23 protein-coding genes are annotated in these 25,707 nt (G+C 61.7%); 13 read left to right on the top strand and 10 right to left on the bottom strand.

Translation table 11 applies throughout. The features are described 5' to 3' along the window. The first annotated feature begins 94 nt into the window (after positions 1-94). The 9 genes from RT028_RS08125 to RT028_RS08090 all read left to right on the top strand — a co-directional run bounded on the left by RT028_RS08125 (position 95) and on the right by RT028_RS08090 (position 12,429). Positions 95-4,585 carry an NEL-type E3 ubiquitin ligase domain-containing protein gene (locus RT028_RS08125; RefSeq protein WP_312934193.1) on the top strand — a complete coding sequence of 1,497 codons (4,491 nt, stop codon included), beginning with the start codon at positions 95-97 and terminating at the stop codon, positions 4,583-4,585. Positions 4,586-4,738: 153 nt separating this feature from the next. Continuing rightward, positions 4,739-5,506 (top strand): SDR family NAD(P)-dependent oxidoreductase, encoded by a 768-nt coding sequence (locus RT028_RS08120; RefSeq protein WP_312934192.1) that lies wholly within the window; start codon positions 4,739-4,741, stop codon positions 5,504-5,506. Between the two features lie 12 nt (positions 5,507-5,518). Then, positions 5,519-6,712, top strand: coding sequence for an acetyl-CoA C-acyltransferase (locus RT028_RS08115; RefSeq protein WP_312934191.1), 1,194 nt, complete (start codon positions 5,519-5,521; stop codon positions 6,710-6,712). Between the two features lie 8 nt (positions 6,713-6,720). Beyond that, complete coding sequence (locus tag RT028_RS08110; RefSeq protein ID WP_312934190.1) at positions 6,721-7,848, top strand: acyl-CoA dehydrogenase; 1,128 nt, start codon at positions 6,721-6,723, stop codon at positions 7,846-7,848. A 13-nt stretch (positions 7,849-7,861) separates the two neighbouring features. Next, positions 7,862-8,635 (top strand): enoyl-CoA hydratase, encoded by a 774-nt coding sequence (locus tag RT028_RS08105; RefSeq protein ID WP_312934189.1) that lies wholly within the window; start codon positions 7,862-7,864, stop codon positions 8,633-8,635. 92 nt (positions 8,636-8,727) lie between these two features. Beyond that, complete coding sequence (gene pqqA, locus RT028_RS20305) at positions 8,728-8,784, top strand: pyrroloquinoline quinone precursor peptide PqqA (RefSeq protein ID WP_409567204.1); 57 nt, start codon at positions 8,728-8,730, stop codon at positions 8,782-8,784. Between the two features lie 152 nt (positions 8,785-8,936). After that, on the top strand, positions 8,937-10,100 hold the full coding sequence (gene ercA, locus RT028_RS08100) for an alcohol dehydrogenase-like regulatory protein ErcA (protein WP_312934188.1): 1,164 nt from the start codon (positions 8,937-8,939) through the stop codon (positions 10,098-10,100). Continuing rightward, complete coding sequence (locus RT028_RS08095) at positions 10,084-11,793, top strand: hybrid sensor histidine kinase/response regulator (RefSeq protein ID WP_312934187.1); 1,710 nt, start codon at positions 10,084-10,086, stop codon at positions 11,791-11,793. Before ercA ends, RT028_RS08095 begins: the two co-directional genes overlap by 17 nt. A gap of 231 nt (positions 11,794-12,024) precedes the next feature. Continuing rightward, entirely contained in the window at positions 12,025-12,429 is a 405-nt protein-coding gene (locus RT028_RS08090; protein ID WP_312934186.1) for a TraR/DksA C4-type zinc finger protein, read from the top strand. Positions 12,430-12,514: 85 nt separating this feature from the next. Here the strand turns inward: RT028_RS08090 and RT028_RS08085 are convergent, their stop codons facing one another. Continuing rightward, a complete protein-coding gene (locus RT028_RS08085; protein WP_312934185.1) occupies positions 12,515-12,760 on the bottom strand; it encodes a hypothetical protein in 246 nt (81 codons plus the stop codon). Between the two features lie 278 nt (positions 12,761-13,038). Here RT028_RS08085 and RT028_RS08080 point away from each other — a divergent pair, with 278 nt between their 5' ends. After that, positions 13,039-13,509: a hypothetical protein gene (locus RT028_RS08080; RefSeq protein ID WP_312934184.1), complete on the top strand. Its 471-nt coding sequence runs from the start codon at positions 13,039-13,041 to the stop codon at positions 13,507-13,509. Next, positions 13,509-13,715 (top strand): hypothetical protein, encoded by a 207-nt coding sequence (locus RT028_RS08075; RefSeq protein ID WP_312934183.1) that lies wholly within the window; start codon positions 13,509-13,511, stop codon positions 13,713-13,715. Before RT028_RS08080 ends, RT028_RS08075 begins: the two co-directional genes overlap by 1 nt. Positions 13,716-13,720: 5 nt before the next feature. On the opposite strand, the gene RT028_RS08070 is transcribed toward RT028_RS08075, so the two are convergent. The 7 genes from RT028_RS08070 to RT028_RS08040 form a co-directional block, all read right to left on the bottom strand. Continuing rightward, positions 13,721-14,083: a Na+/H+ antiporter subunit G gene (locus RT028_RS08070; RefSeq protein ID WP_312934182.1), complete on the bottom strand. Its 363-nt coding sequence runs from the start codon at positions 14,081-14,083 to the stop codon at positions 13,721-13,723. Beyond that, positions 14,080-14,358, bottom strand: a complete 279-nt coding sequence (locus RT028_RS08065; protein WP_312934181.1) for a K+/H+ antiporter subunit F — start codon at positions 14,356-14,358, stop codon at positions 14,080-14,082. The genes RT028_RS08070 and RT028_RS08065 overlap by 4 nt, the downstream gene beginning before the upstream one ends. Continuing rightward, on the bottom strand, positions 14,355-14,843 hold the full coding sequence (locus RT028_RS08060; protein ID WP_312934180.1) for a Na+/H+ antiporter subunit E: 489 nt from the start codon (positions 14,841-14,843) through the stop codon (positions 14,355-14,357). The genes RT028_RS08065 and RT028_RS08060 overlap by 4 nt, the downstream gene beginning before the upstream one ends. Beyond that, complete coding sequence (locus RT028_RS08055; protein ID WP_312934179.1) at positions 14,840-16,519, bottom strand: monovalent cation/H+ antiporter subunit D; 1,680 nt, start codon at positions 16,517-16,519, stop codon at positions 14,840-14,842. The genes RT028_RS08060 and RT028_RS08055 overlap by 4 nt, the downstream gene beginning before the upstream one ends. Then, positions 16,516-16,860, bottom strand: a complete 345-nt coding sequence (locus RT028_RS08050) for a Na+/H+ antiporter subunit C (protein WP_312934178.1) — start codon at positions 16,858-16,860, stop codon at positions 16,516-16,518. The genes RT028_RS08055 and RT028_RS08050 overlap by 4 nt, the downstream gene beginning before the upstream one ends. After that, the gene (locus RT028_RS08045) at positions 16,860-19,775 is read right to left on the bottom strand and encodes a monovalent cation/H+ antiporter subunit A (RefSeq protein ID WP_312934177.1); all 2,916 of its coding nucleotides are present in this window, start codon (positions 19,773-19,775) and stop codon (positions 16,860-16,862) included. Before RT028_RS08045 ends, RT028_RS08050 begins: the two co-directional genes overlap by 1 nt. 155 nt (positions 19,776-19,930) lie before the next feature. Next, on the bottom strand, positions 19,931-20,875 hold the full coding sequence (locus tag RT028_RS08040) for a DMT family transporter (protein ID WP_312934176.1): 945 nt from the start codon (positions 20,873-20,875) through the stop codon (positions 19,931-19,933). Between the two features lie 83 nt (positions 20,876-20,958). Here RT028_RS08040 and RT028_RS08035 point away from each other — a divergent pair, with 83 nt between their 5' ends. Both RT028_RS08035 and RT028_RS08030 read left to right on the top strand, forming a co-directional pair. Continuing rightward, on the top strand, positions 20,959-21,519 hold the full coding sequence (locus tag RT028_RS08035) for an XRE family transcriptional regulator (protein ID WP_312934175.1): 561 nt from the start codon (positions 20,959-20,961) through the stop codon (positions 21,517-21,519). A gap of 693 nt (positions 21,520-22,212) precedes the next feature. Continuing rightward, complete coding sequence (locus RT028_RS08030) at positions 22,213-24,021, top strand: aminopeptidase P family protein (protein WP_312934174.1); 1,809 nt, start codon at positions 22,213-22,215, stop codon at positions 24,019-24,021. Positions 24,022-24,062: 41 nt separating this feature from the next. On the opposite strand, the gene RT028_RS08025 is transcribed toward RT028_RS08030, so the two are convergent. After that, positions 24,063-24,344, bottom strand: coding sequence for a hypothetical protein (locus RT028_RS08025; protein ID WP_312934173.1), 282 nt, complete (start codon positions 24,342-24,344; stop codon positions 24,063-24,065). A gap of 171 nt (positions 24,345-24,515) precedes the next feature. Continuing rightward, entirely contained in the window at positions 24,516-25,403 is an 888-nt protein-coding gene (gene rhtA, locus RT028_RS08020; protein WP_312934172.1) for a threonine/homoserine exporter RhtA, read from the bottom strand. Positions 25,404-25,707 lie beyond the last annotated feature (304 nt).

Raw genomic sequence — 25,707 nt, 5'->3', positions numbered from 1 at the left:
GCCCCCGCAACAGCAGCTCCCGCGGTGATTTTTCCAACTGCCGTAGCCCTGCAGACTTCCCCACGCTCGCGCTCCTTTCTTCAAGGAGCTGGCCATGACCGATTCGACTCAACCGTCCCCCCTCAGCGTGACCGACAGATTCATCAGGAAACGGCTGAAACCCTGGCTGATCGACGCCACGCCGGCCCAGATCAACAATCTGCGTGACCGCTTCCGGGCCTATCATGTGAGCCATCAGCGTGTGCGTCAGGCCACCCTCGGGCTCATCTCGCTCGAAGACTTCGCGAGGCAGCAGTTCAATCACCGCCTTGCCAGCTTCCTACCGCTGGGGCTCTCAATCGAGCAACTGGACTGGCTGGTGCTCAAGCCCAGCATCCCGACGACTTCATTGCCTGGCTGGACCATCCTGCAGCCCGACTATCGGCGCGAGCCTGCACTCCTCAGGCTCATGCAAAACTTTGCGGCTAATACCTCTTATTTCAGTGGCACCGGTCTGGTTCGCACTGGCTCCTACGAGCTCGTCAATGCCGACACCGACGCCTTGATCGCTCAATGCCGGGCAGTGGATGCCGGCGCAGGTTACCAACAGCTGCTGAACCAGGTGTTCACCGATCAAACCCAGGGCCTGTTGACCGAAGACAAGCGGGCAGGATTCTTGTTGGCCATCGAGATTGGGCTGCTCAAGGGGCAATTGACGACCATGATGCGTGCCGCGCTGCACGCGCTGGGCTCTGGCGCCGAAGTGGAGTGCGACAGTTGCCTGCGAGCCAATCCTGTTCAAGTACGGATGCTAGGGCGATTGCTGGCAGGGGTGTTGGCAATCGAGCTATTCGATGCTGAGGGGCACAGAAGTGGGGTGGTGCTGTACATGCCCAGTGACGGTCATGAGGCATTTCGTGTGTTCCCGGACTGGACGCAACTCAGCGCAGCACTGGTGGCGGACCTTCAGCCTGCGGATGACCATCGGGTGTTCGGCCAGCTGGTAGGCCTGGATGAGCGCGCAGCCTTTCTGCAGCAATTGAGGCTGCGACTCAAAGATGACGTACCTGATCTGCAGGTACAGTCCCTTCCCATCGAGGGCGACCCGTTCGCCGCGCTGGTGGCCTCTCAGGTCGCACGGCTGAAAACGGATGCGCGGTTGCTGCTGGTGCCCACCGCGCTGGCTGATGCCACTGCCACCAGAAACCGCCGCGAGCAGTGGGAAGCGGCAGGGCTCGGCCTTGCAGGCCTGGCGGGGTTCTTCATTCCGGTCGTGGGTGCCGTGCTGCTCGGGCAATTGGTCGTACAGGTCCTGTCTGAAGTGTTCGAGGGCGTGCAGGACTGGGCGCAAGGGCATCAACATGAGGCGCTCGATCATTTTCTCGGTGTTGCAGAAACAGTGGCCGTGACCGCCGCCGTCGTGGGCGGGAGCACGCTTGTGGCACGCGGCTTCAGCCGTAGTGCGCTGGTCGATGGCTTGCAGCCCGTGACCCTGGACAACGGCGCGAAGCGCCTGTGGTCTGCAGATCCCAGCGCGTATGAAACCGCCAACCCGCAGGCGCCTCTGCAGGCCGACGGGCTCTATGGCGAGGGCGAGCAACGGTGGGTACGCATTGGACAGGCCTGGTACGAAGTACACCGCCCAGACAGCGATGGGCCATGGCGCTTGCGGCATCCCCAACGGCCGCAGGCCTATGGACCGATCATCGAAAGCAATGGGCAGCGAGGCTGGCGGTTGCATTTCACGCGCCCTTTGGAGTGGCATGACCGTGCGCGCATGCTCGATACGCTATGGCCCCTGCAACCGCCGCTCAACCCCCACGAGGTAGAACAGATACTGCAAATTGCGGGGATGGACACTGACGAGTTGCGCGGCCTGGTGGTCGAAAATCGACCGCTGCCGGTGACGTTGCTGCAAACGATGCGGCATTTTGAAACGCGCCGGCGTATCGATCAATTCTTCACGGCCCTTGAAGACGGGCGCCCGATCACCGATGCGCAGATCCAGCGTTGGTGCTTGACACAACCCGGTATCCGCGGGCTCGACAGCGTAGCGCAGCGCGAGGCGATACTGGCCAATCAGATGCGCTGGCGCCTGTCGTTGTTCGATCATCTGAACGTAGCGCCATTGCCAGAAAACCCCTTGCGCCAGTTGCTGCAACGAGATTTTCCCGGCTTGCCGGACGTCTACGCCGAAGACGTGACGCGTGATGTGAGCGACGTACAGCGGCAGCTGGCACTGCTGGAACAGCGTGTACCCTTTACCCTGGCGCGCAAAGCACGGTCGCTGAGGCAAGTGGCGCGTTTGAGCGGTGCTGTCGAAGGCCTGTCATTCGATGACCAGTACAGCGATGACACCGCCGATCTGACCATCTGCCTGCTACGACGCTTCCCGCATTGGCCTTCTCAGTTGAATATCGAGGTCAGGGAGGGTGCGATCTGGGGCCGCCGAGTGACGATCATGGATCCTCAAGCGGACCCGCAGGCGCTTCGTATCCTAGTACATCGGGCTGGTCGCTTCGAAGTATACGACGCGCAGGAACAACCAGTTGGGCTGGAGATAGCCGAGCCCGGAGGACTGTTCGAATCACTCACGGCGCTGTTGACACCCCAACAACGCCAGCTCCTTGCGCTTGATCCGGCCGATGCACCCAGACAGCTTCGCAGCCAATTGTTGCGTCAGTTGCCCGAGACCGTCAGCCGTCGACTGCAGCTGCTGGGGTGGAGGGTCGAGGCGCCGTGGTTCAACCCTGGTCGGCGATTGGGCGATGGTCGTGTCGGCTATTTGCTCAGTGGCAGAGGCCATCCATCACCGTCTGGCCGAGCGCTGCGCGATCGAGTGCGGGCGCTGTATCCCGGCCTCAATGATCAGGAGGTCAGGCTCTATGTCCAGGTCGTTCTGAATTCGCATGATTCCCCCTTCGACCTGTTGCTTGAACAGGAAGGCCAATACCGGTTGCTGGACCGCACGATGACCCGCTGGCAAAACGCCCAGTCGCCTGACAGCATCCGTCACTGGCGCAACCAGCTGGCACAGCGCCTGCGCAACGGTTGGCGGATGCTGGGGCCTCTGGAAATGGGCGGCGATGGACTGAGCTTCATGATGCGTCTGGACCTCAGCGGCATGCTCGTGCGGAATTTGCCCGAATTGCCCAGCCGCATAGAGTTCGACCATGTCTCGGTCGTCGTTCTACGCAATATGGCCCTGCGCGAGGTGCCGTCGAGTTTTCTGCGTGCGTTCGGCAATCTGCGCCGTCTCAACCTGGGCAGCAATGAGCTGGGTCATATCCCTGAGGGCCTGTCCCACCTTGGACGCTTGCGCATATTGAATCTGGATCACAATCGGATTCGTCTGGATGAGGAAGGTGAGGAGGTGCTCAGCACACTCCACAACGTGTCTTTGCTCAACCTGAGTTACAACCCCCTTGGCGACTTCCGGATGCGCTTCCACTTCCTGCCACGGATTTCCTGGATCAGCTTGCGCCACTGCCAGCTGAGTGTCTGGCCGACAGGTCTGGACCTGTGTGGGTTCCTGGAAGCGGCGGACCTGCGCAACAACCGCCTCACCGAGGTGCCCGAGGCTATCCTCAACATGCCGCTTGCCTATCGCCGTGCGTTGATGGTCGAGAACAATCCGCTGAGTACTGAGCAACGCGATGCTCTGTTCAACGTCGGTGCCCATGATCTGGTCCATGAGGACTTTCCGGATCTGCCTACCGAGGGGCTGTCACCGGCCGCTGCGCGTGCTGAGTGGCTAGGGCGGTTGGCCCCAGAGCAGAGGGCGGAGCAGGCCCTGCGTTGGGATCGTCTTCTGGCTCTGCCTGACAGTGCTGGCGTTTTCGACCTGTTTGGTCAGCTTCAACGCACGATGGACTTCACCCAGGCGCCAGCGTATCTGAGTGAGCAGGTCTGGTCGATGGTGATGGCACTGGACAGTGATGCTAGCTTGCGTGAGATCATTTTCAACCGGGCGAACGAGCCACTGACCTGCGCCGACAGCGTGGCAGAGCGGTTCAGTGATCTGCAGGTCCAGGTCCTGGAGGTCCAGGCCAATGCAGACGCCGATGATGAGCAACGCGCTGCGCGCCTGCTGTCGCTGGGCCGCCGTCTATGGCGTCTGGCTCGCGTCGAGCAGTTTGCCCGCCAGGACATGCAGCAGCGTGAGCTGGCTGGGCGTGCCGTCGATGAGATCGAAGTAAGCCTTTATTACCGGGTGAATCTGGCTGCTGCCTTGGACCTTCCTCTGCAACCCGCCAGCATGTATTTCGAACGGGTCGCCAATGTCACCGCCGCTCAGTTGCAGGATGCGCTGCATTTCGTGCGCAGTGGTGAAACCCGTGAGGCGGTGGCCGAAAGCCTGACTCAGCGTGCATTCTGGCAGCACTATCTGCAAGCGCAGCACGAGCAGGCGTTCAGCCAGTTGCAGGAAACCTTCGAGCGGGAAGGGTCGCTGCTGGATGAGCAGATGGACGCCCTCAGCAGTGAGGAGTATCGCCAGCGATGGGATGCCCTCAGCGTACGACGCGACAGCGCCTTCGATGCGCTGCGCCTGCAACTGACATTGGAAGCGATGGAGGAGCTGGACTCCGAAACCCCGCCGGGCTGAGCCGACGTGGCCAAAGCCGTCACGCAGACTGACGGCTTTGGCCATTGCCCCCTCAGCCCCACGGCGCGAACATCCCGGCTACGGCGGTGGCACTTTTTCCCTCAGAGCCCAAGCTTCATGAGCCAGCGTCGTCGGGCTTGAAGGATGACGGACATGCTCATCAGCAATACATCGTTCCTCGTATCGGGTGCGGCCTCGGGTCTCGGCGCGGCGACTGCACAGATGCTGGTCGAGGCGGGTGCACGGGTCATGCTGGTCGACCGCGATGCCCCCGCCGTCGAAGCCAAAGCGCGGCAGCTTGGCGATAATTCGCGTTTTGCCGTCGCCGACATCACCGACGAGCACGCCGCTCAGGCTGCAGTCAACGCGGCGCTTGAGGCGTTTGGCCGCCTGCACGGGCTGATCAACTGCGCAGGCATCGTTTCTGGTGAAAAGGTCCTGGGCAAGCAAGGCCCGCATGGGCTGGACAGCTTTGCCCGGGTCATCCACGTCAACCTGATCGGTAGTTTCAACCTGATGCGACTGGTCGCGGCTGCGATCGCCGAGAGCGGCGCGGACGCTGATGGCGAGCGGGGCGTGATCATCAATACCGCCTCTGTCGCGGCCTTCGATGGTCAGATCGGCCAGGCCGCCTATGCTGCGTCGAAAGGCGCCATCGCCAGCATGACCCTGCCCGCAGCGCGAGAGCTGGCCCGCTATGGCATCCGCGTGATGACCATCGCGCCCGGGATTTTCGAGACCCCCATGATGGCCGGCATGACCGAAGAGGTGCGCAGCTCGCTGGCGGCCGGCGTACCGTTCCCGCCGCGCCTGGGCCGTCCGCAGGAGTACGCGGCGCTGGTGCGCCATATCATCGAAAACAGCATGCTCAATGGCGAGGTGATCCGTCTGGACGGCGCCCTGCGCATGGCCGCTCGCTAAGGGGAATCCATCATGACCTTGCACAACGATCCCATCGTCATCGTCAGCGCCGTGCGCACGCCCATGGGTGGCCTGCAAGGCGACCTGTCATCCCGTACGGCGCCGCAGCTCGGCGCCGTTGCCATTGCCGCAGCGGTTGAACGTGCGGCGCTGGACCCGGCGGAGGTCGAACAGGTGCTCTTCGGCTGCGTTCTGCCTGCGGGTCTCGGTCAGGCTCCCGCGCGCCAGGCCGCGCTTGGCGCCGGCCTTGGCCAGCACACCACCTGCACCACCCTGAACAAGATGTGTGGCTCAGGCATGCAAGCCGTGATCATGGGCCATGACCTGCTGCTCGCCGGCAGCGCACAAGTGGTGGTCGCTGGCGGCATGGAGAGCATGAGCAATGCGCCCTATGTGCTGGACAAAGCGCGCAACGGCTACCGCATGGGCCATGGCCAGCTGCTCGACCACATGTTTCTCGATGGCTTGGAAGATGCCTACGACAAGGGCCGGTTGATGGGCACGTTCGCCGAGGATTGCGCCCAGACCCATGGCTTTAGCCGCCAGGCCCAAGACGACTTCGCCATCGCATCATTGACCCGTGCCCAGCAGGCCATGGCCGAGGGTCGCTTCGCTGCGGAAATCGTCCCAGTGCAGGTCACCGAAGGCAAGCAGACCCGCATCATCAGCGAGGATGAACAGCCACCCAAAGCCCGCCTTGAGAAGATTCCTCAGCTGCGCCCGGCGTTTCGCGCCGATGGCACTGTGACGGCGGCCAACGCCAGTTCGATTTCCGATGGGGCGGCCGCCCTGGTCTTGATGCGTCGCTCCCAGGCCGAACAGCGCGGGCTTGCAGCCTTGGCCGTGATCCATGGGCATGCGGCGTTTGCCGATGCGCCGGCGTTGTTTCCCACCGCGCCCATCGGCGCCATCGAACAGCTCCTGGGGCGCACGGGCTGGTCGCTGGATGACGTGGACCTGTTCGAAATCAACGAAGCATTCGCCGTCGTGGCCCTGGCTGCCATGCAGGTCCTGCAGTTGCCCCATGACAAGGTCAATGTGCACGGCGGCGCCTGCGCGTTGGGCCATCCGATCGGCGCTTCGGGCGCGCGCATTCTGGTGACCTTGCTTTCGGCGTTACGCCAGAGAGGCCTGCGCCGCGGGGTTGCGGCCATTTGCATCGGCGGTGGCGAGGCTACGGCGCTCGCTGTCGAATGCCTGTACTGAGGTGAACCATGCTGCTGACTGACGAGCAACAACAGATCACTGACGCGATCCGCGACTTCGCCCAGGAACGCCTCAAGCCCTTTGCCGAACAGTGGGACAAAGCCCATCGCTTCCCCCGTGAAGCCATCGATGAAATGGCCGCGCTTGGCCTGTTCGGCATGCTGGTGCCGGAGCAGTGGGGCGGCAGTGATACCGGGTACGTGGCCTATGCCTTGGCCCTGGAGGAAATCGCGGCCGGGGATGGTGCCTGTTCCACCATCATGAGCGTGCACAATTCGGTCGGTTGCGTGCCGATTCTCAACTTCGGCAGCGAGGCGCAGAAACAGCGTTTTCTCACCCCCCTGGCCCAGGGTGAGCTGCTGGGCGCATTCGCCCTGACCGAGCCGCACGCAGGCTCCGACGCCAGCGCGCTGAAGACCCGAGCGCGACGCGACGGTGACCACTACATCATCGATGGCAGCAAGCAGTTCATCACATCCGGGCAGAACGCCGGGGTGGTGATCGTCTTCGCCGTGACCGACCCCGCGGCGGGCAAACGCGGACTTAGTGCCTTTATCGTGCCCACCGACACGCCGGGCTACGAGGTCGCCCGGGTCGAGGACAAGCTCGGCCAGCACGCCTCCGACACCTGCCAGTTGCATTTCCAGGGTATGCGCGTCCCGGCCGCCAACCGTCTGGGCGAGGAGGGCGAGGGCTATCGCATTGCGCTGGCCAACCTGGAAGGCGGTCGTGTGGGCATCGCCGCACAGTCGGTCGGCATGGCCCGCGCGGCGTTCGAGGTGGCGCGCGACTATGCCCGTGAGCGGCAGAGCTTCGGCAAGCCGCTCATCGAGCACCAGGCGGTCGCCTTCCGCCTCGCCGACATGGCCACGCGCATTGCCGTGGCGCGGCAGATGGTGTTGCACGCGGCCGCGCTGCGCGATGCCGGGCGTCCTGCCTTGGTCGAAGCATCGATGGCCAAGCTGTTCGCTTCGGAAATGGCCGAGCAGGTCTGTTCCGATGCCTTGCAGACCTTGGGTGGATATGGCTATCTGAGCGACTTCCCGCTGGAGCGGATCTACCGTGATGTCCGTGTCTGCCAGATCTACGAAGGCACCAGCGATATTCAGCGCATGGTCATCGCGCGCAATCTTTGAAGGAGCAGCTTGCATGGCATTCGAAAGCATCATTCTGGACATTCACGGCAAAGTTGGCCTTATCACCCTTAATCGGCCGCAAGCCCTCAACGCCCTAAACGCGCAGATCGTCGCGGAGATCAACCAGGCTCTGGACCAGCTCGAGCGCGATCCGCAGATCGGCTGTGTGGTGCTGACCGGTTCTGCCAAGGCCTTCGCCGCCGGCGCCGACATCAAGGAAATGGCAGACCTCAGCTACCCGCAGATCTACACCGAAGACCTGTTCAGCGACGCCGATCGCATCGCCAATCGGCGCAAGCCGATCATCGCGGCGGTGTCGGGCTTCGCCCTGGGCGGCGGCTGCGAACTGGCGATGATGTGCGATTTCATTCTCGCTGCCGATACTGCCAAATTCGGTCAGCCGGAGATCAACCTTGGCGTGCTGCCGGGCATGGGCGGTACGCAGCGCCTGACCCGCGCCGTGGGCAAGGCCAAGGCCATGGAGCTGTGCCTTAGCGGTCGTCTGATGGGCGCCGAGGAAGCCGAACGCGCAGGTCTGGTGGCGCGCATCGTGCCGCAGGCCGAGTTGCTCGACGAAGCCTTGAAGGTGGCGACCAGCATCGCCAGCAAGTCGATTCCGGTGACCATGATGGTCAAGGAAAGCGTCAACCGCGCCTTCGAGGTGACGTTGAGCGAGGGTGTGCGCTTCGAGCGCCGAGTGTTCCATGCAGCATTTGCCACCGAAGACCAGAAAGAGGGCATGGCGGCGTTCATCGCCAAGCGTGAGGCGCAGTTCAAGGACCGCTGACGCGTCACCGCAGGGCCGCCTCGCCAGCCTGCCGCTGCGCGCGTGCATCCCTGACGGCAGCGCAATCCTGTGGTGCTCGAGGAGGCTGAGGCGTGTGGAAGGAACCCGTCTTCATCACTCTGCGGATCGGCGTTGAAGTGACGATGTAGTTCGCCAACCGATGATCCGTTCTGCACCCAGCACCCGGCGCCGCATTGTCAGTGCCGGTGCTGGAACGCCCCCCGAACGTCGCATTGCAAATAGCGGAAGATGGCTTAGGCTCAGGCCATCTTTCGATAACGACAATAAAAGCAGGCGTTGCATGAGCGCGAATCTCAGCCAGTTGCGCAAGTTCGTTTCCCCTGAAATCATCTTTGGCGCCGGTAGCCGACATCATGTCGCCAATTACGCCCGTACCTTCGGTGCGCGCAAGGTTCTGCTGGTCAGCGACCCGGGTGTGGTGGCGGCCGGGTGGGTGGCCGATGTCGAAGCCAGTCTGCAAGGCCAGGGCATCGGCTATTGCCTGTACACCGAGGTCTCGCCCAACACGCGAATCGAGGAAGTCATGGCCGGCGCCGAGCGCTATCGCAGCGAGCAGTGTGACGTGATCGTGGCCGTCGGCGGTGGCAGCCCCATGGATTGCGCCAAGGGCATCGGCATCGTGGTTGCCCATGGCCGGCACATTCTCGAGTTCGAAGGGGTCGACACCATCCGCGTACCCAGCCCGCCGCTGATCCTGATTCCCACCACGGCCGGCACCTCGGCCGATGTCTCGCAGTTCGTCATTCTGTCCAACCAGCAGGAGCGCATGAAGTTCTCCATCGTCAGCAAGGCAGTGGTGCCGGACGTGTCGCTGATCGACCCGGAAACCACCTTGAGCATGGATCCGTTCCTCTCGGCCTGTACCGGCATCGATGCGTTGGTGCACGCCATCGAGGCGTTCGTTTCAACGGGCCATGGGCCACTGACGGACCCTCATGCACTGGAGGCCATACGCCTGATCAATGGCAATCTGGTAGCGATGATTGCCCAGCCCGGCGACCTGGCGCTGCGCGAGAAAGTCATGCTCGGCAGCATGCAGGCAGGCCTGGCCTTTTCCAACGCGATTCTGGGCGCCGTACATGCCATGTCGCACAGCCTGGGTGGTTTTCTCGACCTGCCCCATGGCTTGTGCAATGCGGTGCTGGTCGAGCACGTGGTGGCATTCAACTACAGCGCCGCGCCCGAGCGCTTCAAGGTCATCGCTCAGACACTGGGCATTGATTGCCGTGGGCTGAACCATCAGCAGGTGCGTCAGCGTCTGGTCGAGCACCTGATCGCCCTCAAGCGGGCCGTCGGTTTCCACGAAACCCTCGGCTTGCACGGCGTCGGCAGCAGCGACATCCCGTTCCTCTCGCGCCATGCCATGGACGACCCGTGCATTCTGACCAACCCGCGCAATTCGAGCCTGCGCGATGTCGAGGTGGTGTATGGCGAGGCGCTCTGAACCGGGCGTCGAGGCCTCCAGTGACGCGCCCTCACACGCATCGCCGCGTACTGGCGCTGCGCTGGCAGGCCTGCTCGGGCTGTCCAACCATACCGTGCGCAAGAGCCACTACCCTGAGCTTGCGGTGCGCCTGGAAGAGCTCGAAGCCGAACGCAAGCGCTACTCATGGCTGTTCGAACATGCCGTGCACGGGATTTTCCAGGCCAGCCTGGAAGATGGCATGCGCGCTGCCAACCCGGCGCTGGCGCGCATGCTCGGCTACACCGATCCGCTGGCGGTGATGTTTTCACGCACTGAACTGGCCAGCCGGCTGTTCGTCGGCGGTCGCCAGGAATTGCAGGGGGTGGTCGAGGTCTTGCAGCGTGAGCAGGCCTTGCTCGGCTATGAAACCCGCCTGCGCCGACGCGACGGCAGCAGCGTCGAGGTACTCATGAACCTGCTCATGCGGCCTGACGAGCAGGGCGTGGTAGAGGGCTTCGTGGCCGACATCACCGAGCGCAAGCTTGCTCAGGAGCGTCTGCAGCAACTCAATGATCAGCTCGAACAGCGGGTCGCCGAGCGCACCAATGAGCTGATCGAGGCGCGCGATGCCGCCCAGGCCGCCAACCTGAGCAAGGACAAGTACCTGGCCGCAGCCAGCCATGACCTGTTGCAGCCGCTCAATGCTGCACGGCTGCTGATCTCGACGCTGCGCGAGCGCACCCTGGCTGCGGCCGAGCAGGTGCTGGTGGAGCGTGCGCATCAGGCGCTGGAGGGGGCCGAGGACCTGTTGACGGACTTGCTGGATATCTCGCGCCTGGACCAGGCCAGCATCCAGCCGGACCTCGACCTGTACCGCCTGGATGAAATCCTGTTGCCGCTGGCCTCGGAGTTCGAGTCCGTCGCCGCTGCTGCAGGCCTGCACCTGCGGGTCCGGGGCGGGCAGGTGGTGCTGCAGACCGATCTGCGCCTGCTCACGCGTATCCTGCGCAATTTCCTCAGCAATGCATGCCGCTATACCGACCGGGGACGTGTGCTGCTGGGCTGGCGCTTGCGCGGTCAGACGCTACGCATCGAGGTGTGGGATACCGGTCGTGGTATCGCCCAGGATCGTCTGCAGGCGATCTTTCTCGAGTTCAACCAGCTGGATGTCGGTCGTGCAGCCGATCGCAAGGGCGTTGGCCTGGGTTTGGCAATCGTCGAGCGGATTGCGCGGATCCTGCAGTGTCCGGTGGGGGTTCGATCGTGGCCGGGACGAGGTTCTGTGTTCAGTATCGACATTCCGGTGTCCACCGAGCGCCCCGCGCAGCCCGTGCCGACGCTCCCGCAGCCGACGCTCGGCGATCCACTGCCTGGGCGCCGCCTGCTGGTGCTGGACAACGAGCTGAGCATCCGCCTGAGCATGGCCGCACTCCTGGCGCAGTGGGGGTGCGAGGTGGTGACCGCCAGCGATCTGGCGGAATCGTTGCTCGTGCTCCAAGGGCGCGCGCCAGAGCTGGTGCTTGCCGATTTTCACCTCGACCATGGCGTGACCGGGTGTGACGTGATCCTGGCGCTGCGCACCCATTTCGATCAAGCCATTGCCGCCGTGATGATCACCGCTGATCGGAGTGAGCAGAGCCGGCGCGCCATGCAGCGCGTCAATGCGCCCTTGCTCAACAAACCCGTCAAACCCGGCAAACTGCGGGCAGTGCTCAGCCAGTTGCTGGGCTGAGTGGCGGCAGCAAGGCCTTGTGCTCCCCAGCTCAAAGGCTGATTTACAAGGGCGGGATGTGCCGTTTTCCGACCACCTACGCTCATTTAGGTTGCCCACTCGCACGCGGCACCTTAGACTGCCGCCCCCTGCAAACAAGCGTCTGCTAGGCGCTTGAACAATTCCGTTGCCTGCGCGCGACGCTGGCGACCCCCGGATCGCCCAAATGCACCTTTTTTCATAGAGAAGTCGATGACCAAGGAACAGTTACTGGCCATGTCGGCCGATGACTACATGAATGCCGATCAGCTCGGTTACTTCACCTCGCTGCTGCAAGCGATGAAAGTGGATACCCATGAGCGTATCGAGCTGAGCCGTACCACCATCGAGAGTCTGGATACGCCGTCAGACCCTGCCGACGTTGCCTCCGTCGAGGAAGAGCGACACTGGCTGGTCAATGCCATCGAGCGCGATCAGCGTCTGCTGCCGCAACTCGAAATGGCGCTGGGCCGCATTCAGGACGAAAGCTTCGGCTGGTGCGATGACAGCGGCGAGCCCATCGGCCTGCAGCGCCTGCTGATCAGCCCCACGACCAAGTATTGCATCGAGGCTCAAGAGCGCCACGAGCAGCTCGACCGTCACCTGCGCCAGGTCTGAATGCTCAAGCGCAAAGGCCCCAAGGAGTGATCCCTGGGGCTTTTGTGTGCAGAGGGTTTCAACGTCCGGCCGTACGCTATCGTCGTCATTGGCAGGGCCTTGCTGAGCGATCCAGCCATCTGGCCAGCTGACAGGCATCCAGGTGCAGACGGCGAAACCCCTTGACCCTGCCCGTGGCGCTTTCCTTGACGTGGAAAAAGTCGATGCCGGCGGGGATCACAATGAAACGTGGTAAGTTCACGCGGTGCAGGGCGTAGGAAACACTCGTTTCCTCTCGACGAATTTCGGTCTTTTCGTGCATATTCTTTTCCCGGAACGTGTAGATGATCACCAGATGCTCGTGGGTGCAAACCGGACACATCTACGCATCTTTCCTGACGCAGCTGTTGTCAGACATTGCGCTTTGTTCGGCCCGAAAACGCCGCCAGCCTGGTCAGGTAAAAGAAGTTGGCGAAGGATGTAATCATTCCTGCGAGTCTCGTTGCTTACTGCGACAGACGCTTTACGCACTGATTAGTAGTCTCCCGCATTCAACTTGAAGTCCCGCCGCCAAGCCTGCGCGCGAGCGCTGCCCAAGCGATGGGTGCAACCGTTTCGAGGATTTCTCAATTGGCAGTCAGTACGCTGGATACACATGCATTGTTTGTCTTGGGTGATCTGCGCGCCCAACTCGTCAAACTGTTCCAGGGGCGTTTTGTTTACATCAGTGAGCAGGGTCCAGACGGTTTGTACATGGCTGAGGTCGATCTTGAGAGCGCCCTGGTCGTCGATGACAAACAGGGTCTTGAACTCAAGGTAGGCGATCACCTGCGGGCTGCCGTTTTGCCCAGCCGGGACGGCGGCAAACTGGAACTGCGCTTTCGCGACATCAAGTTCAATGTCTATGGGGTAGGGGATTATGCTTTTGTCTCCGTGCCCGAAGGCAACGGCATCGTTTTCCGCGAGGCGCACGGCGTGCTGATGGTCTTCGCCGCGCACCAGCAGATACCTGAGGGCCTGGGCAAATTGCTCAAGGGCGTTATCGGCAAAGTGGCTAAATGGCGCAAGGGCGAACTCACCACATTCAAGGCCAGTGAGTGATGTGCGAGCCTGTCCCGCGCCTGCCGCAGGGATCCGTTGAGGACTATCATGCGCACGCCAGGGTCATCGCTGAGCAATGGCTGGCGCAGCGAACCGTGCTGCAAGGCCAGTGGTTTGACTGGGTAGCGGCGCAGCTCTACGGGTTGAGCCCGCCGGCTTTCGCTACGGCCGTACGACGTGAGCTGCAACGGCTGACGTCGGCCTGAACCTCTCAGTTGCCGCCATCACGCCCACTGACCTCTTCAGGCATGTCATCCCCTGCAGCCCGCTTGCGAAACAGCGCTGCCCTCGCCAGCAGCAGTGTCGTCACAGGTACGGTGATCGACAGCAAAATCGGGATCAGCCAGGCATGCAGAACCAGGCTTTGCTTGAGACTGGAGAAGTACAGGATCGAAGCCAGCGCCACACACCACGCACCCAGCGTTGATGCCAGCGCTGGCGGATGCATGCGCTGGAAGTAGTCTTTCAGGCGCACCAGCCCCAATGCGCCAAGCAGGGCGAACAGGCTGCCGCACAGCAGTAGCGCGGCCGTAGTGACCTCCAGCCAGAACGACAATTCAACGGTTTCGGTCATTCGATCACCTCGCCTCGCAGAAGGAATTTGGCCAGTGCGAACGACCCTACGAAACCGAACAGCGCAATCAGCAGCGCGCCCTCGAAGTAGGTGTCACTGGCGTAGCGAATCCCCAGCACCAGCATCATCAACATGCCCAGGATGTACAGGTAGTCCAGCGCCAGGACCCGGTCCTGGGCCGAGGGGCCGCGAAACAGCCGCACCAGTGTCAGGCACATGGCGATGATGATGATGAACAGGCTGGCAAGCACGGCATTGGCAAGCACTCCGGTCATTCGAAGATCTCCATCAGTGGACGTTCATACACCCGCTTGAAATGCTCGATGAAGGCGGCTTCGTCCTCGAGATCGAATACATGCAGCAGCAGCACGCTGCGATCGAGCGCCAGCTCCGACCAGACAGTTCCCGGCACTACGGTGGTGATCATCGACAGTGCAGCCAGGCCATGGGCTTCGCGCAGATCGAGAGGCACATGCACGAACGCCGAGCGCGGCGGGCGCGAACCCATGCGCAGAACCCCGGTCGCCACCTGAATATTCGAGAGAATGACGTCAATGCCGACTCTTGCGACCAACTTCACCACGACCCATGGACGCTTCACGTGCGCATGCTGGGGGCGCAGTGGCGCCAGCAGCAGCGGCGCAAACAACGCCAGGCCGGCGGCCAGCAGAATATTGCCCGGGCTGACCGACAGGTTGAGCAGAAGCCACAGGACGAACAGGGCAACGGACAATAAGGGTGCAGGGAACAGACGGCTCATGGCTGTACCTCAGAGCGTTGAGTCGTGGGTCCTGGCAAGGGTTTGCTCGACATTACCGCATCGATATAGCGCTCGGGAGTTCGCAGGCTGGCCGCCGTGTCCTGTGTGTAGCGCAGTAGCGGCTCGGCCTTGAAGCTCAGTGCCAGACACAAACCCAGCAGAATCACGATGGGCAGGCACTCATAGCGACGCAGTACCGGTGATGGGCGTTCCTCCGGTTTCCAGAAGCGCTGGATGCCAACCCGGCCGAAGGCGATCAGTGATGCCAGGCCGGAGAGTATCAGCAGCCCGACCAGCAACCATCCCTCAGGCGGCAGCGGCTGTTGCGGCGCGATGCCCAGGCCCAGAGGGTTGAACAGGGCGCTGATCAGTCCCAGCTTGCCGATGAAGCCAGACAGCGGCGGCATGCCGATGATCAACAGCGCGCAGGCAATGAAACTCAAGCCCAGAAATGCCATGGTCCAGGGGATGATCTGACCGATAACCGCCTTTTGATTGTCATCCAGGTTGATGCCTTTGGGCGGATGCAGCGATTCGAGCGGGGAGGGCAGGGCGTCTTCCTCCTCGTACAGCGGTTGTTCGTTGGCTGAGCGCGATCGCTCGATCAGCTCGGCGAGCAGGAACAATGCGCTCAGCGCCAGGGTGGAGCTGACCAGATAGAACAGTGCCGCGCCGGTGAGCACCGGCTGGCCGAAGCCGATCGCGGCCAACAGAGTGCCTGCCGACACCAGGATGCTCAACGCTGCCATGCGCTCCAGCCGCTGCGCCGCCAGCAGTGACACGGCCGCCACCGCGAGGGTCACCAAGCCACCGTAGACCAGCCACTGGCCGCCGAAATACGCCGAAGCCCCTGCTTGGCCGGAGAACAGCAGCGTCCACAGGCGCAGCGTGGCATACAGGCCCACCTTGGTCATGATGGCGAACAACGCCGCCACTGGCGCACTGGCTGAGGCGTAGGCACGCACCAGCCAGAAGTTCAGCGGCCAGATACCCGCTTTGGCCAGGAACGCCATGGCCAGGATTGCAGCGCCCGCATGCAGCAGGCCGCGATCGGCTTCGGGCACCAGCGGGATCTTCAACGCCAGATCGGCCATGTTCAGAGTGCCCGTGACGCCATAGAGCATGGCGGCGCCGATCAGAAACAGAGAGGAAGCGAACAGATTGATGGCGATGTAGTGCAGCCCCGCCTTCACCCGAGCGCGCCCGGAGCCATGCAGGATCAAACCGTAGGAGGCCGCCAGCAACACCTCGAAGAACACGAACAGGTTGAACAGGTCGGCGGTCAGAAAGGCACCGTACAAGCCCATCAGCTGAATCTGAAACAGTGCATGGAAGCTGGCGCCGGCATTGGCCCAGCGCGCGCGCGCGAAGAGCAATGCGCTGACCCCGATCACGCCCGTCAGCGTCAGCATCAGTGCAGACAGGTGATCGAGCACCAGCACGATGCCGAACGGTGCCGGCCAGTTGCCCGGCAAATAGACCCCGATCGACTCAGCGGCGCCTTGATTTTTCACCCACAACAGCAGCGTCACCGCTACCGCCAGCCCTGCCGTGCTGGACAGCAGGTTCACGCGGGCCTTGAGCTGACGATGCTTCTCTCCAAGCATGAGCATCAGCGCAGCGGTCAGCAGCGGCAACAGGATCGGCAGGGCGATCAGCTGGTTCATCACGGTCATTCTTCACGCTCCCGGCCATCGACGTGGTCGGTCCCGGTCAGGCCTCTGGAGGCCAGCATGACCACGAGGAACAGTGCGGTCATGGCGAAGCTGATGACGATGGCGGTCAGTACCAGTGCCTGTGGCAAAGGATCGGTGTAATGCAGCAGGTCCTGGGTTACGCCTTCCTTGATGATCGGCTCCTTGCCAATGAACAGGCTGCCCATGCTGAAGATGAACAGGTTGACCCCGTACGAAAGCAGGCACAGGCCCATGATGACCTGATACGTTCGCGGACGCAGAATCAGCCATACACCTGATGCGGCGAGCACGCCGATGGCTACAGCAATCACTTCTTCCATCAGGCAGCTCCCGCTTGGCTGGATTTGGCCGGTCCGCCCGGGCGATAGGCACGAACCGATTGGTGCGCGAGGGCCGTGAGGATCAGCAGGGTCGAACCCACCACCACGCTGAACACACCCACATCGAACAACAGGGCGCTTGCCACGTGCAGCTCGCCAAGCAGCGGCAGGTTCAAGTGAGCAGTGTGGGTGGTCAGGAATGGATAGCCGAAGGCCATGGCGCCGACACCCGTCAGCGTCGCGAACAGCAAGCCGACGCCCATCCAGCGCAGCGGCCGAAGACTCATCTGCGCCTCGACCCACTGCGTACCAGCCACCATGTATTGCAGGATGAACGCAACCGACATCACCAGACCCGCGACGAAACCACCCCCCGGCTGGTTGTGCCCACGCATGAACAGGTACATCGACACCAGCAGCGCCATGGGCAGGAGCAGACGCACCAGCACCGCGGGCACCATCATGAAGCCCAGCGCGGTATCCGCGGCATGGCGCGGGTTGACCAGATCAGTGATCACGTCAGGTGCCAGGCGCCGCTGCTGAGCGGGCAACTGCATGCTTTCCTTGGGCGGCCGGAAGCGGCGCAACAGGGCAAACACCGTAAGCCCGACCGCCACCAGTACCGTGATCTCGCCCAGGGTATCGAAGCCGCGGAAGTCCACAAGCATCACGTTGACCACATTGGTACCGCCACCCTCCGGGAGGGCCCGGCTGAGGTAGAACGACGAGATCACGTTAGGCGTTGGCCGGGTCAGCATCGCGTACGACAGCAAGGCCATGCCGCCGCCGACCAGAATAGCCAGTACCAGGTCACGTACGCGCCGCATACGGGCACGATCCAGGCTGCCCGGCAAGGGTGACACCCCGGCGATTCGCCGTGGCAGCCAGCGCAGACCCAGCAGGATCAGCACGGTGGTGACCACCTCGACCACCAGTTGAGTGAGAGCAAGGTCCGGCGCGGAAAACCAGACAAATGTGATGCAGGTCATCAGGCCGCAGACGCTGACCATGATGAGGGCCGCCAAGCGGTGATACTTGGCCTGCCAGGCCGCGCCAATGGCGCAGGCGATGGCGATCAGCCAGAGCGCGACAAACACCCCGGACCCTGGGATCTTCGGACGCTCCCCCCAGGTCAGGCCGCTGTAGAGCATCGGTGTGAGCCCGGCCAGGAAGGCGGCGAGTACCAGCATGAACAACTGGGTTTGCAGGCGCCGGCTGGTCAGCAGGCGCTCAGTGCGCTGCGCCAGCAACATCAGGTGCACCTGGCCTCGCTCGAACATGCGCTTGCCATTGAAGCGCTCGATCAGGGGAGGATAGGGGAAACGACCGCGACGCAGCTGCTTGCGCAGCAGCAGGTAAAGGATGATCCCGCCCGACATGGCCACCAGGCTCATGATCATGGGCGCATTCCAACCATGCCAGATGGCCAGACTGTATTCAGGGAGTGGTCCACCGACCACGGGCAATGCGGCGGCAGCAAGCAGGGGGGCAACCGATTGAGCCGGGAAAATGCCGACCACCAGGCACGTCAGCACCAATAGTTCGACCGGAGCACGCATCCAGCGCGGAGGCTCATGGGGAATGTGCGGGAGGTCCTTGGCTGGAGGTCCAAAGAACACGTCGACCGTGAACCGCAGGGCGTAGGCCACGCTGAACGTGCCGGCCAGTGTGGCGATGACCGGCAGCGCCGTTTCGACCCACACCGAGGAGCTGATAAACACCGTTTCGGCGAAGAACATCTCTTTCGAAAGGAATCCGTTCATCAACGGCACCCCGGCCATGGACGCACTGGCGACCATGGCCAGTGTGGCGGTGAAGGGTATCAGTCGGATCAGGCCACTCAGGCGGCGGATGTCGCGCGTGCCGCTCTCATGGTCGATGATGCCTGCCGCCATGAACAGCGAGGCCTTGAACGTGGCGTGGTTGAGAATGTGGAACACGGCCGCCACCGCCGCCAGTGGGCTGTTGAGGCCCAGTAGCAAAGTGATCAGGCCCAGGTGGCTGATTGTCGAGTAGGCCAGCAGGCCTTTGAGGTCGTTCTGGAACATGGCCGCGAAGGCGCCCAGCAGCAAGGTGCAGGCGCCGGCACCACCGACGATCCAGAACCATTCGTCTGTGCCTGACAGCGCCGGCCAGAAACGCGCCATCAGGAATACTCCGGCCTTGACCATGGTTGCCGAGTGCAGATAGGCGGAGACCGGTGTGGGCGCCGCCATTGCATGAGGCAGCCAGAAATGGAATGGGAACTGTGCACTCTTGCTCAACGCGCCAATGAGGATCAAAGGCAGCAGCACTGGGTACAGCGCGTGCTGACGAATCAGGTCACCTGCGCTCAGGATCTTGTCGAGGTCGTAGCTGCCTACCACGTGGCCCAGCAGCAGCGCACCGACCAGCAGGCATAGTCCCCCCGCGCCGGTCACCATCAAAGCCATGTAGGCGCCACGCCTGGCATCGGCGCGATGGTGCCAGTAGCCAATCAGCAGGAAGGAAAACAGGCTGGTCAGTTCCCAGAAGAACACCAGCTGGATCAGGTTGCCGGAGATCACCAGGCCGAGCATCGCACCCATGAACGCCAGGAAGAAGGCGAAGAAGCGTGGCACTGGATCCTGGGGGGACATGTAGTAGCGCGCATACAGCGACACCAATGTACCGATGCCCAGCACCAGGAGGCTGAATAGCCAGGCGAAGCCATCCATGCGCAAGACAAGGTTGAGTCCGAGGCTCGGCAGCCACAGGAACTCTTCGCGAATGACTCCACCATCGGCGATCTGCGGATACATGAACGCTACCTGAACGGTACCGACCAGTGCCACGAGGCCCGCAAGAATGGACTCGGCGTTGCGCGCGTTGTGCGGCAGGACGGCCGCCAGGCAACTGCCTATGAAGGGCAGAAGCAATAGCACTATCAAGGACATAGCGTTCCAATCGGCAGGAGTTTGCAAAGAATAATACGTGCCGGGTTGCTGATCACCAACACGTAACCTGTCGCAGAATCCTACAAACCGGCAGCATCCTTCTGTTTTTTTATGACATTTCTTTACGAGGTGGCGCGGCTGGCATGGGAGCGCTGCTACGTTTTGTCCTCGCAGCAAGGGCTGGGTTCAATCTGTTTCTCAGGGCGGGAGCGTCGTTGTAGCTTGAGTTCGCTCACCACGACCGCCAGCACGATCAGGCCAGCGCCCACCAGCGCCATGCCCGGCAGACGCTCACCCGCCAACCGGCCAAAGACCCCGGCCCAGACCGGCTCTCCTGCATAGATCAAGGTGGCCCGAGTGGGGGAGATCGACTGCTGCGCCCAGTTCATGGCGACCTGAATGACGGCACTCATTGCGCCAAGCCCGAGTGCGCTGTACACCAACAGTCCCGAGAAGGCGGGCAGCGACTCCTGCAGCGGCGCCATCATCATGAAAGACAGCAACGACGCAGTCGCCAGCTGTACGACCGTCACCCGGCGCACATCCACCTTGCCGGCATAGCGGCTGATCAGAATGATTTCCGCAGCGATCGCCACGGCGCTCACCAGCGTGATCAGCTCGCCGCTGCTCAGGTGCATCGCGCCGGCTTCAGGTCCTGCCAGCAGCACCAGCCCCAGGAATGCCACGCAGATCCCCAGGCTGGGCATCAACCCAGGTCGGCGCCCGAGCACCACCCACTGCAGCAGTGGCACGAACGGCACATACAGCGCGGTGATGAAGGCCGACTGGCTGCTGGTAATCGTTTGCAGCCCCATGGTCTGCAGGCCGTAGCCAAGCATGATGGTGATTCCGATCAGCATGCCTGCCTTGAGCTCGAGCAGCGTCACGCCAGCCAGGCTGCGCCAACTGATCAAGGCAACGAATACGGCTGCTGCCGCAAAGCGCAGACCGACGAAGAACATCGGCCCGCTGACGCTCATGACGTTGTGCACCAGCAGGAACGTACCGCCCCAAAGCAAGGTAATGAAGACCAGCACGGCCTCTGCCTTGCTCAGGCGCAGAGAGGGACGCAGGCGTTGGCTGCGGGTGGGATCGGTCATGGGCTTGCACGCTCGGCAGACGCGGCGCACAATCGCCGCAAAGTGCGCAGTATACTGCGCAATCTCGACCAGTGAGCAAACCTTTGTCCAAGCCTACCGAGCATCCAGGCTCCGTGTTGCAGCATGTCAGCCACAACATCCGCCAGTTGCGTTGCGCCGCCGGACTGAGCCAGTCCGCACTTGCCCAGCGCTCTGGTGTGAGTCGACGCATGCTTGTCGCCATCGAGGCAGGTGAAAAGAACGTCAGCCTCGCCACGCTTGATCGCGTGGCCAGTGCGCTCCAGGTTCCATTCAGCCAGCTCATCCAGGCTGCAGAGCAGCGAGACCGTGGTCGTATCGATGAGCTGGCGTGGGCAGGCCAGGCGGGCAGCAAAGCTGTTTTGCTCGGGACCAGCCCGGCCAGTCGAGAGGTGGAGCTATGGGAGTGGCGGCTTGAGCCGGGCGAGCATTATGTCAGTGAGGCAGATGCCGATGGATGGAGCGAACAGATCTATGTTGCCGAGGGTTGCCTAACGCTGGTGCTCGAGGGCGTGGAACGCACGCTAAGGGCCGGAGAGTTCTTCGTTTTCGCCAGTAACTGCTTTTATAGCTATAAGAATGTCGACAGCGTTCAAGTGCGCTTTGTGCGTAACGTGGTGATCTGAAGCCCTTCGGATTCGCCAGCTCCGATAGCGTTCCCGGGTGTTGACCTCAGGTTTGCTTGAGGTTCTATCCTGCCTGCCTTTGTTTCGAATGCCCCTTCCAAGGAGACTGTCGATGATGGCCAGGCCTGACTCACCTCGCTTCACCCAACTGATCGAATACTGTGTTGCGCCGGTGTGCCAGGAGCGCTTGGCGCAAGCGTTGTTGCGGGAGTGCCAGGCTCTGCTGCAAACACACCAGGGTTTGCTTGGGGCGGAGGTACAGGCCAGTGACGACGGTCGGCGGGTGTTGCAAAGCCTTCGCTGGCGATCACGCGCAGAAGGGGTTTTCGGCGACGAGTTCTTCAGCGGTACCGGTTTTTGTCAGATGCTGCTCCAGTATCGCTCTAGTAGTGTGCGTTTTGCGTCGTATGAGTCACTTGATCTGCGGTGCAGGCACACTGCTTCTCAATCGTGGGGCGAACCTGTGCTCGAGGCGTGTAACGCTTGAGGTGTCCACGCCTACCCTGACTCCCTGATTTGCAATGGGCGCAGTGCTATTCGGTGATAGTCATCATTCGAAGCGAAGTCTCTGTAGGAAAAGGCTCTTAATCCTGTCGAATTTGCCGTATGCGACAGCCTGTGCCGAGTGCAGGATGTAGGCGCATGTCGGGCTGCTAGAGTAGGCACCTCGATCAAACTGGAGTCGGAGTGTGCATGAGCAATCAGTTCCCTGTTTCACAGGCGGTGCCCCAGCGCCTTGAGCGCGTCCGCGAAGTCATGCGGCGCAGGCGTGTCGACGCCTTGCTGGTACCGTCGGCAGATCCTCACCTCTCAGAATACCTGCCTGAGCACTGGCAGGGCCGTCAGTGGTTGTCGGGCTTCCATGGGTCTGTCGGCACGTTGATCATTACCGCGCAGTTCGCAGGGTTGTGGGCCGACAGCCGTTACTGGGAGCAGGCGGCTGTGGAACTCGCCGGCACCGGCGTCACATTGATCAAGTACAGCTCGGAGCAGCTTTCGCCCAGCCAATGGCTGGTTGAGCATATCCCGTCCGCGAGCGTTGTCAGCGTCGACGGGGCTGTCATGGCTTTGGCCAGCGGCCGCGACTTGCAGGCCCAGCTACAGGCTCGCGATGTCACGTTGCAAACCGACGTTGACCTGCTTGATGAGGTCTGGCTGGACAGGCCGCCACTGCCAGGTTTTCCGGTCTACGAGCATGAGTTTCCTTATGCCACGCTCGGCCGAGTTGCCAAGCTGGCAACCGTGCGCGAGACCCTGCGTTCGCGTAACGCGGATGCACATGTGATTGCAGCGCTCGATGACATCGCCTGGCTCTTCAATCTTCGTGGCAGTGATGTGTCCTACAACCCGCTTTTCCTGTCGTTCGCCCTGATTGAGCCTCAGCGTGCAACGTTGTTCGTGGATGCCACCAAGCTCGACGAGCCGCTTCGTCGTATTCTGGAGGGCGATGGGATCGAGATCCGCGACTACGCAGATATCGCTGGAGCGCTACGGTCGCTTGCACCCGCCACCCGGCTGCTGATCGACCCGGCGCGAGTGACCATGGGCCTGATCGGCAACCTGCAGCCTGGTGTGGAGTTGGTCGAAGCCACTAACCCGACGCACTTGTCCAAGTCGCGCAAGTCCGAACAGGACCTTCATCATGTCCGACATGCAATGGAGCAGGATGGCGCTGCGTTGTGTGAATTTTTTGCCTGGTTGGAATCGAATCTCGGCCGTGGTGATGTGACCGAACTCACCGTGGATGAGCACCTTACTGCTGCACGTGCCCGGCGCAAGGATTTCATCTCGCCCAGCTTTGCGACCATCGCCGCGTTCAATGCCAATGGAGCAATGCCTCACTATCGCGCTACTGCACACGCTCATGCGCGGATACAGGGTGATGGCCTGCTGTTGCTCGATTCAGGCGGGCAATACCTGGGTGGCACAACTGACATCACGCGTATGGTGCCTGTGGGAACGCCCAGCATGGAGCAGCGGCATGACTGCACGCGGGTGCTCAAAGGGGTAATCGCCTTGTCCAGAGCCCGTGTTCCTGAGGGGATCGCGTCGCCCTTGCTGGACGCCATCGCCCGTGCGCCATTGTGGGCTGAGCAGGTCGACTACGGGCATGGCACCGGCCATGGAGTGGGGTACTTCCTTAATGTGCACGAAGGGCCGCAGGTCATTTCCTATCGCGCCACGCCTTGCGCCCAAACGGCATTACGTACTGGGATGATCACTTCGATCGAGCCAGGAACCTATCGACCGGGGCAATGGGGTGTGCGCATCGAAAACCTGGTGGCGACTCGCGATGCAGGCAACAGCGCCTTTGGCGCATTTCTTGATTTCGAGACACTGACATTATGTCCGATCGACACGCGCTGCCTGCTTGCGGATCTGCTGGATGTCAGCGAGCGGGCCTGGCTGAACGCTTATCATGAGCTTGTGTTTCAGCGATTGGCGCCTTTGCTTGAAAGCGATGCATTGATCTGGCTGGAGCGGCGCACGCAAAGGATATGAGCGCGGGTTCAAGGCAGCCCACCGGGCTGCCTCTGTTTCACTTAGCGACAGATGACGATCATGCTGCGACTGGTATAGCCAGCTGGGTTGATGCCGAACAGATAGTCGCCAGGCTCTCCCTCCGAATTACCCGAGCGGGCAATCACCTTGTAATTTTTCGGGCTACAGGCGCTCATGGCCCTGCTATAGCACTTCTCCCAGGAGGAGGTGAGCCCTGAACAATCGATATGCAGGCCTTTTTTGCCCCGCTTGACTTCGGTCTGCGCGTTTGCGGCGCATCCAGTTGCTGTCAGGATCGCCAGGATAAGGATGATACGTTTCATTCCTGTCCTTAATACTTGCCAGGTGCAAAGCCTGACATTCTAGTGATCGCAGCGTTGCTTTATCGCTGCGATGGGGCTCGCGTTGATCGTAACGAATTAAAACGGTTGATGGCGTAGGGTCCGATCCTGATAGCGCTGATCGACTTGTTTTAAATGCAAACATTTCTCATGTCAATCAGCCGGTATCGCCACTGCTGTCTCTCTGCGCATCGTCAGGGTGGCACCCACCGAAGCGACGATAATGGCCAAGATAGCCAGCCACTGAGTGTTGGTCAGCATTTCGCTTAAAAAGATCAGTCCAGATAGCGCTGCAATGGCGGGCTCGATACTCATCAATGTACCGAAAGTGCGTGCTGGCAGCCGTGTCAGTGCAATCATTTCCAGGCTGTAGGGCAGGGCGGTTGATAGTACGGCCACGCCAATGGCAACAGGAATGATTGCCGGATCGAGCAACGCGCTACCTGCATGGACGATACCCACTGGGGCGATAAACAAGGCTGCGATCACCACGCCCAGGGCGGCAGTCTGCACGCCGTGCTCGGCGCCGGCCTTCTGTCCGTAAAGAATGTAAAGCGCCCAGCATACCCCTGCGCCCAGCGCATAGGCTGCGCCGCGAAGGTCGATCGCTGCGTTGGTATGGCCCAGAGGGATGAGCATCAACAGTCCAGTCACTGCCAGCGCGATCCAGATGAAGTCGACCAGTCGACGTGAAGCCAGCAACGCCACGGCCAAGGGGCCAGTGAACTCGAGCGCTACGGCAATACCCAGCGGTACGGTGCGTACAGACATATAGAAGAGCAGGTTCATGCCGCCCAGGGCCATGCCATAGATAATCACGCTACGAAGCGTGGCCCTGTCCAGGCGCGCACGCCAGGGGCGCAGAAGCAGCACCATGATCACACTGGCAAAAATCAGTCGCAATGCAGTGGTTCCCTGAGCGCCAATGAGCGGAAAAAGACTTTTTGCGAGCGATGCTCCGGACTGTATCGAAAGCATGGCTATTAACAGCAGGCCAACGGGGAATAGAATGCCGGCCAGGCTGCGGGGGGAGCTGTTCATGAAGATGAAACCATCCTGATAGGGGCGAAGGTGCGCACTATAGTGCGCATCCTCTCGCCCACCTGCAACTAGCATGGATTTGGCCCGGCTCAGCCCTTGGTGCGAATGTGCATGCAGTCACGAAATAAGTGCTTGACCGCTCTGCGAATGTCTTTATACTGCGCACCACTTCCAGGGCAAACGGAACGAAAAACTCCTTGAGATTCAACGAGTTGGATGTTTCTTCGGTGCTGGAAGTGCTTCGATCTCCTGATCGGCAGCGGTGAAAAAGGTGGTTGACAGCGGTTTGTAACGCTGTATGATT

It is taken from the genome of Pseudomonas sp. (assembly GCF_032058845.1).
GTDB lineage: Bacteria > Pseudomonadota > Gammaproteobacteria > Pseudomonadales > Pseudomonadaceae > Aquipseudomonas.
The sequence above is the reverse complement of the archived record's forward strand: the minus strand, read 5'-3'. Positions and strand labels throughout refer to the sequence as shown.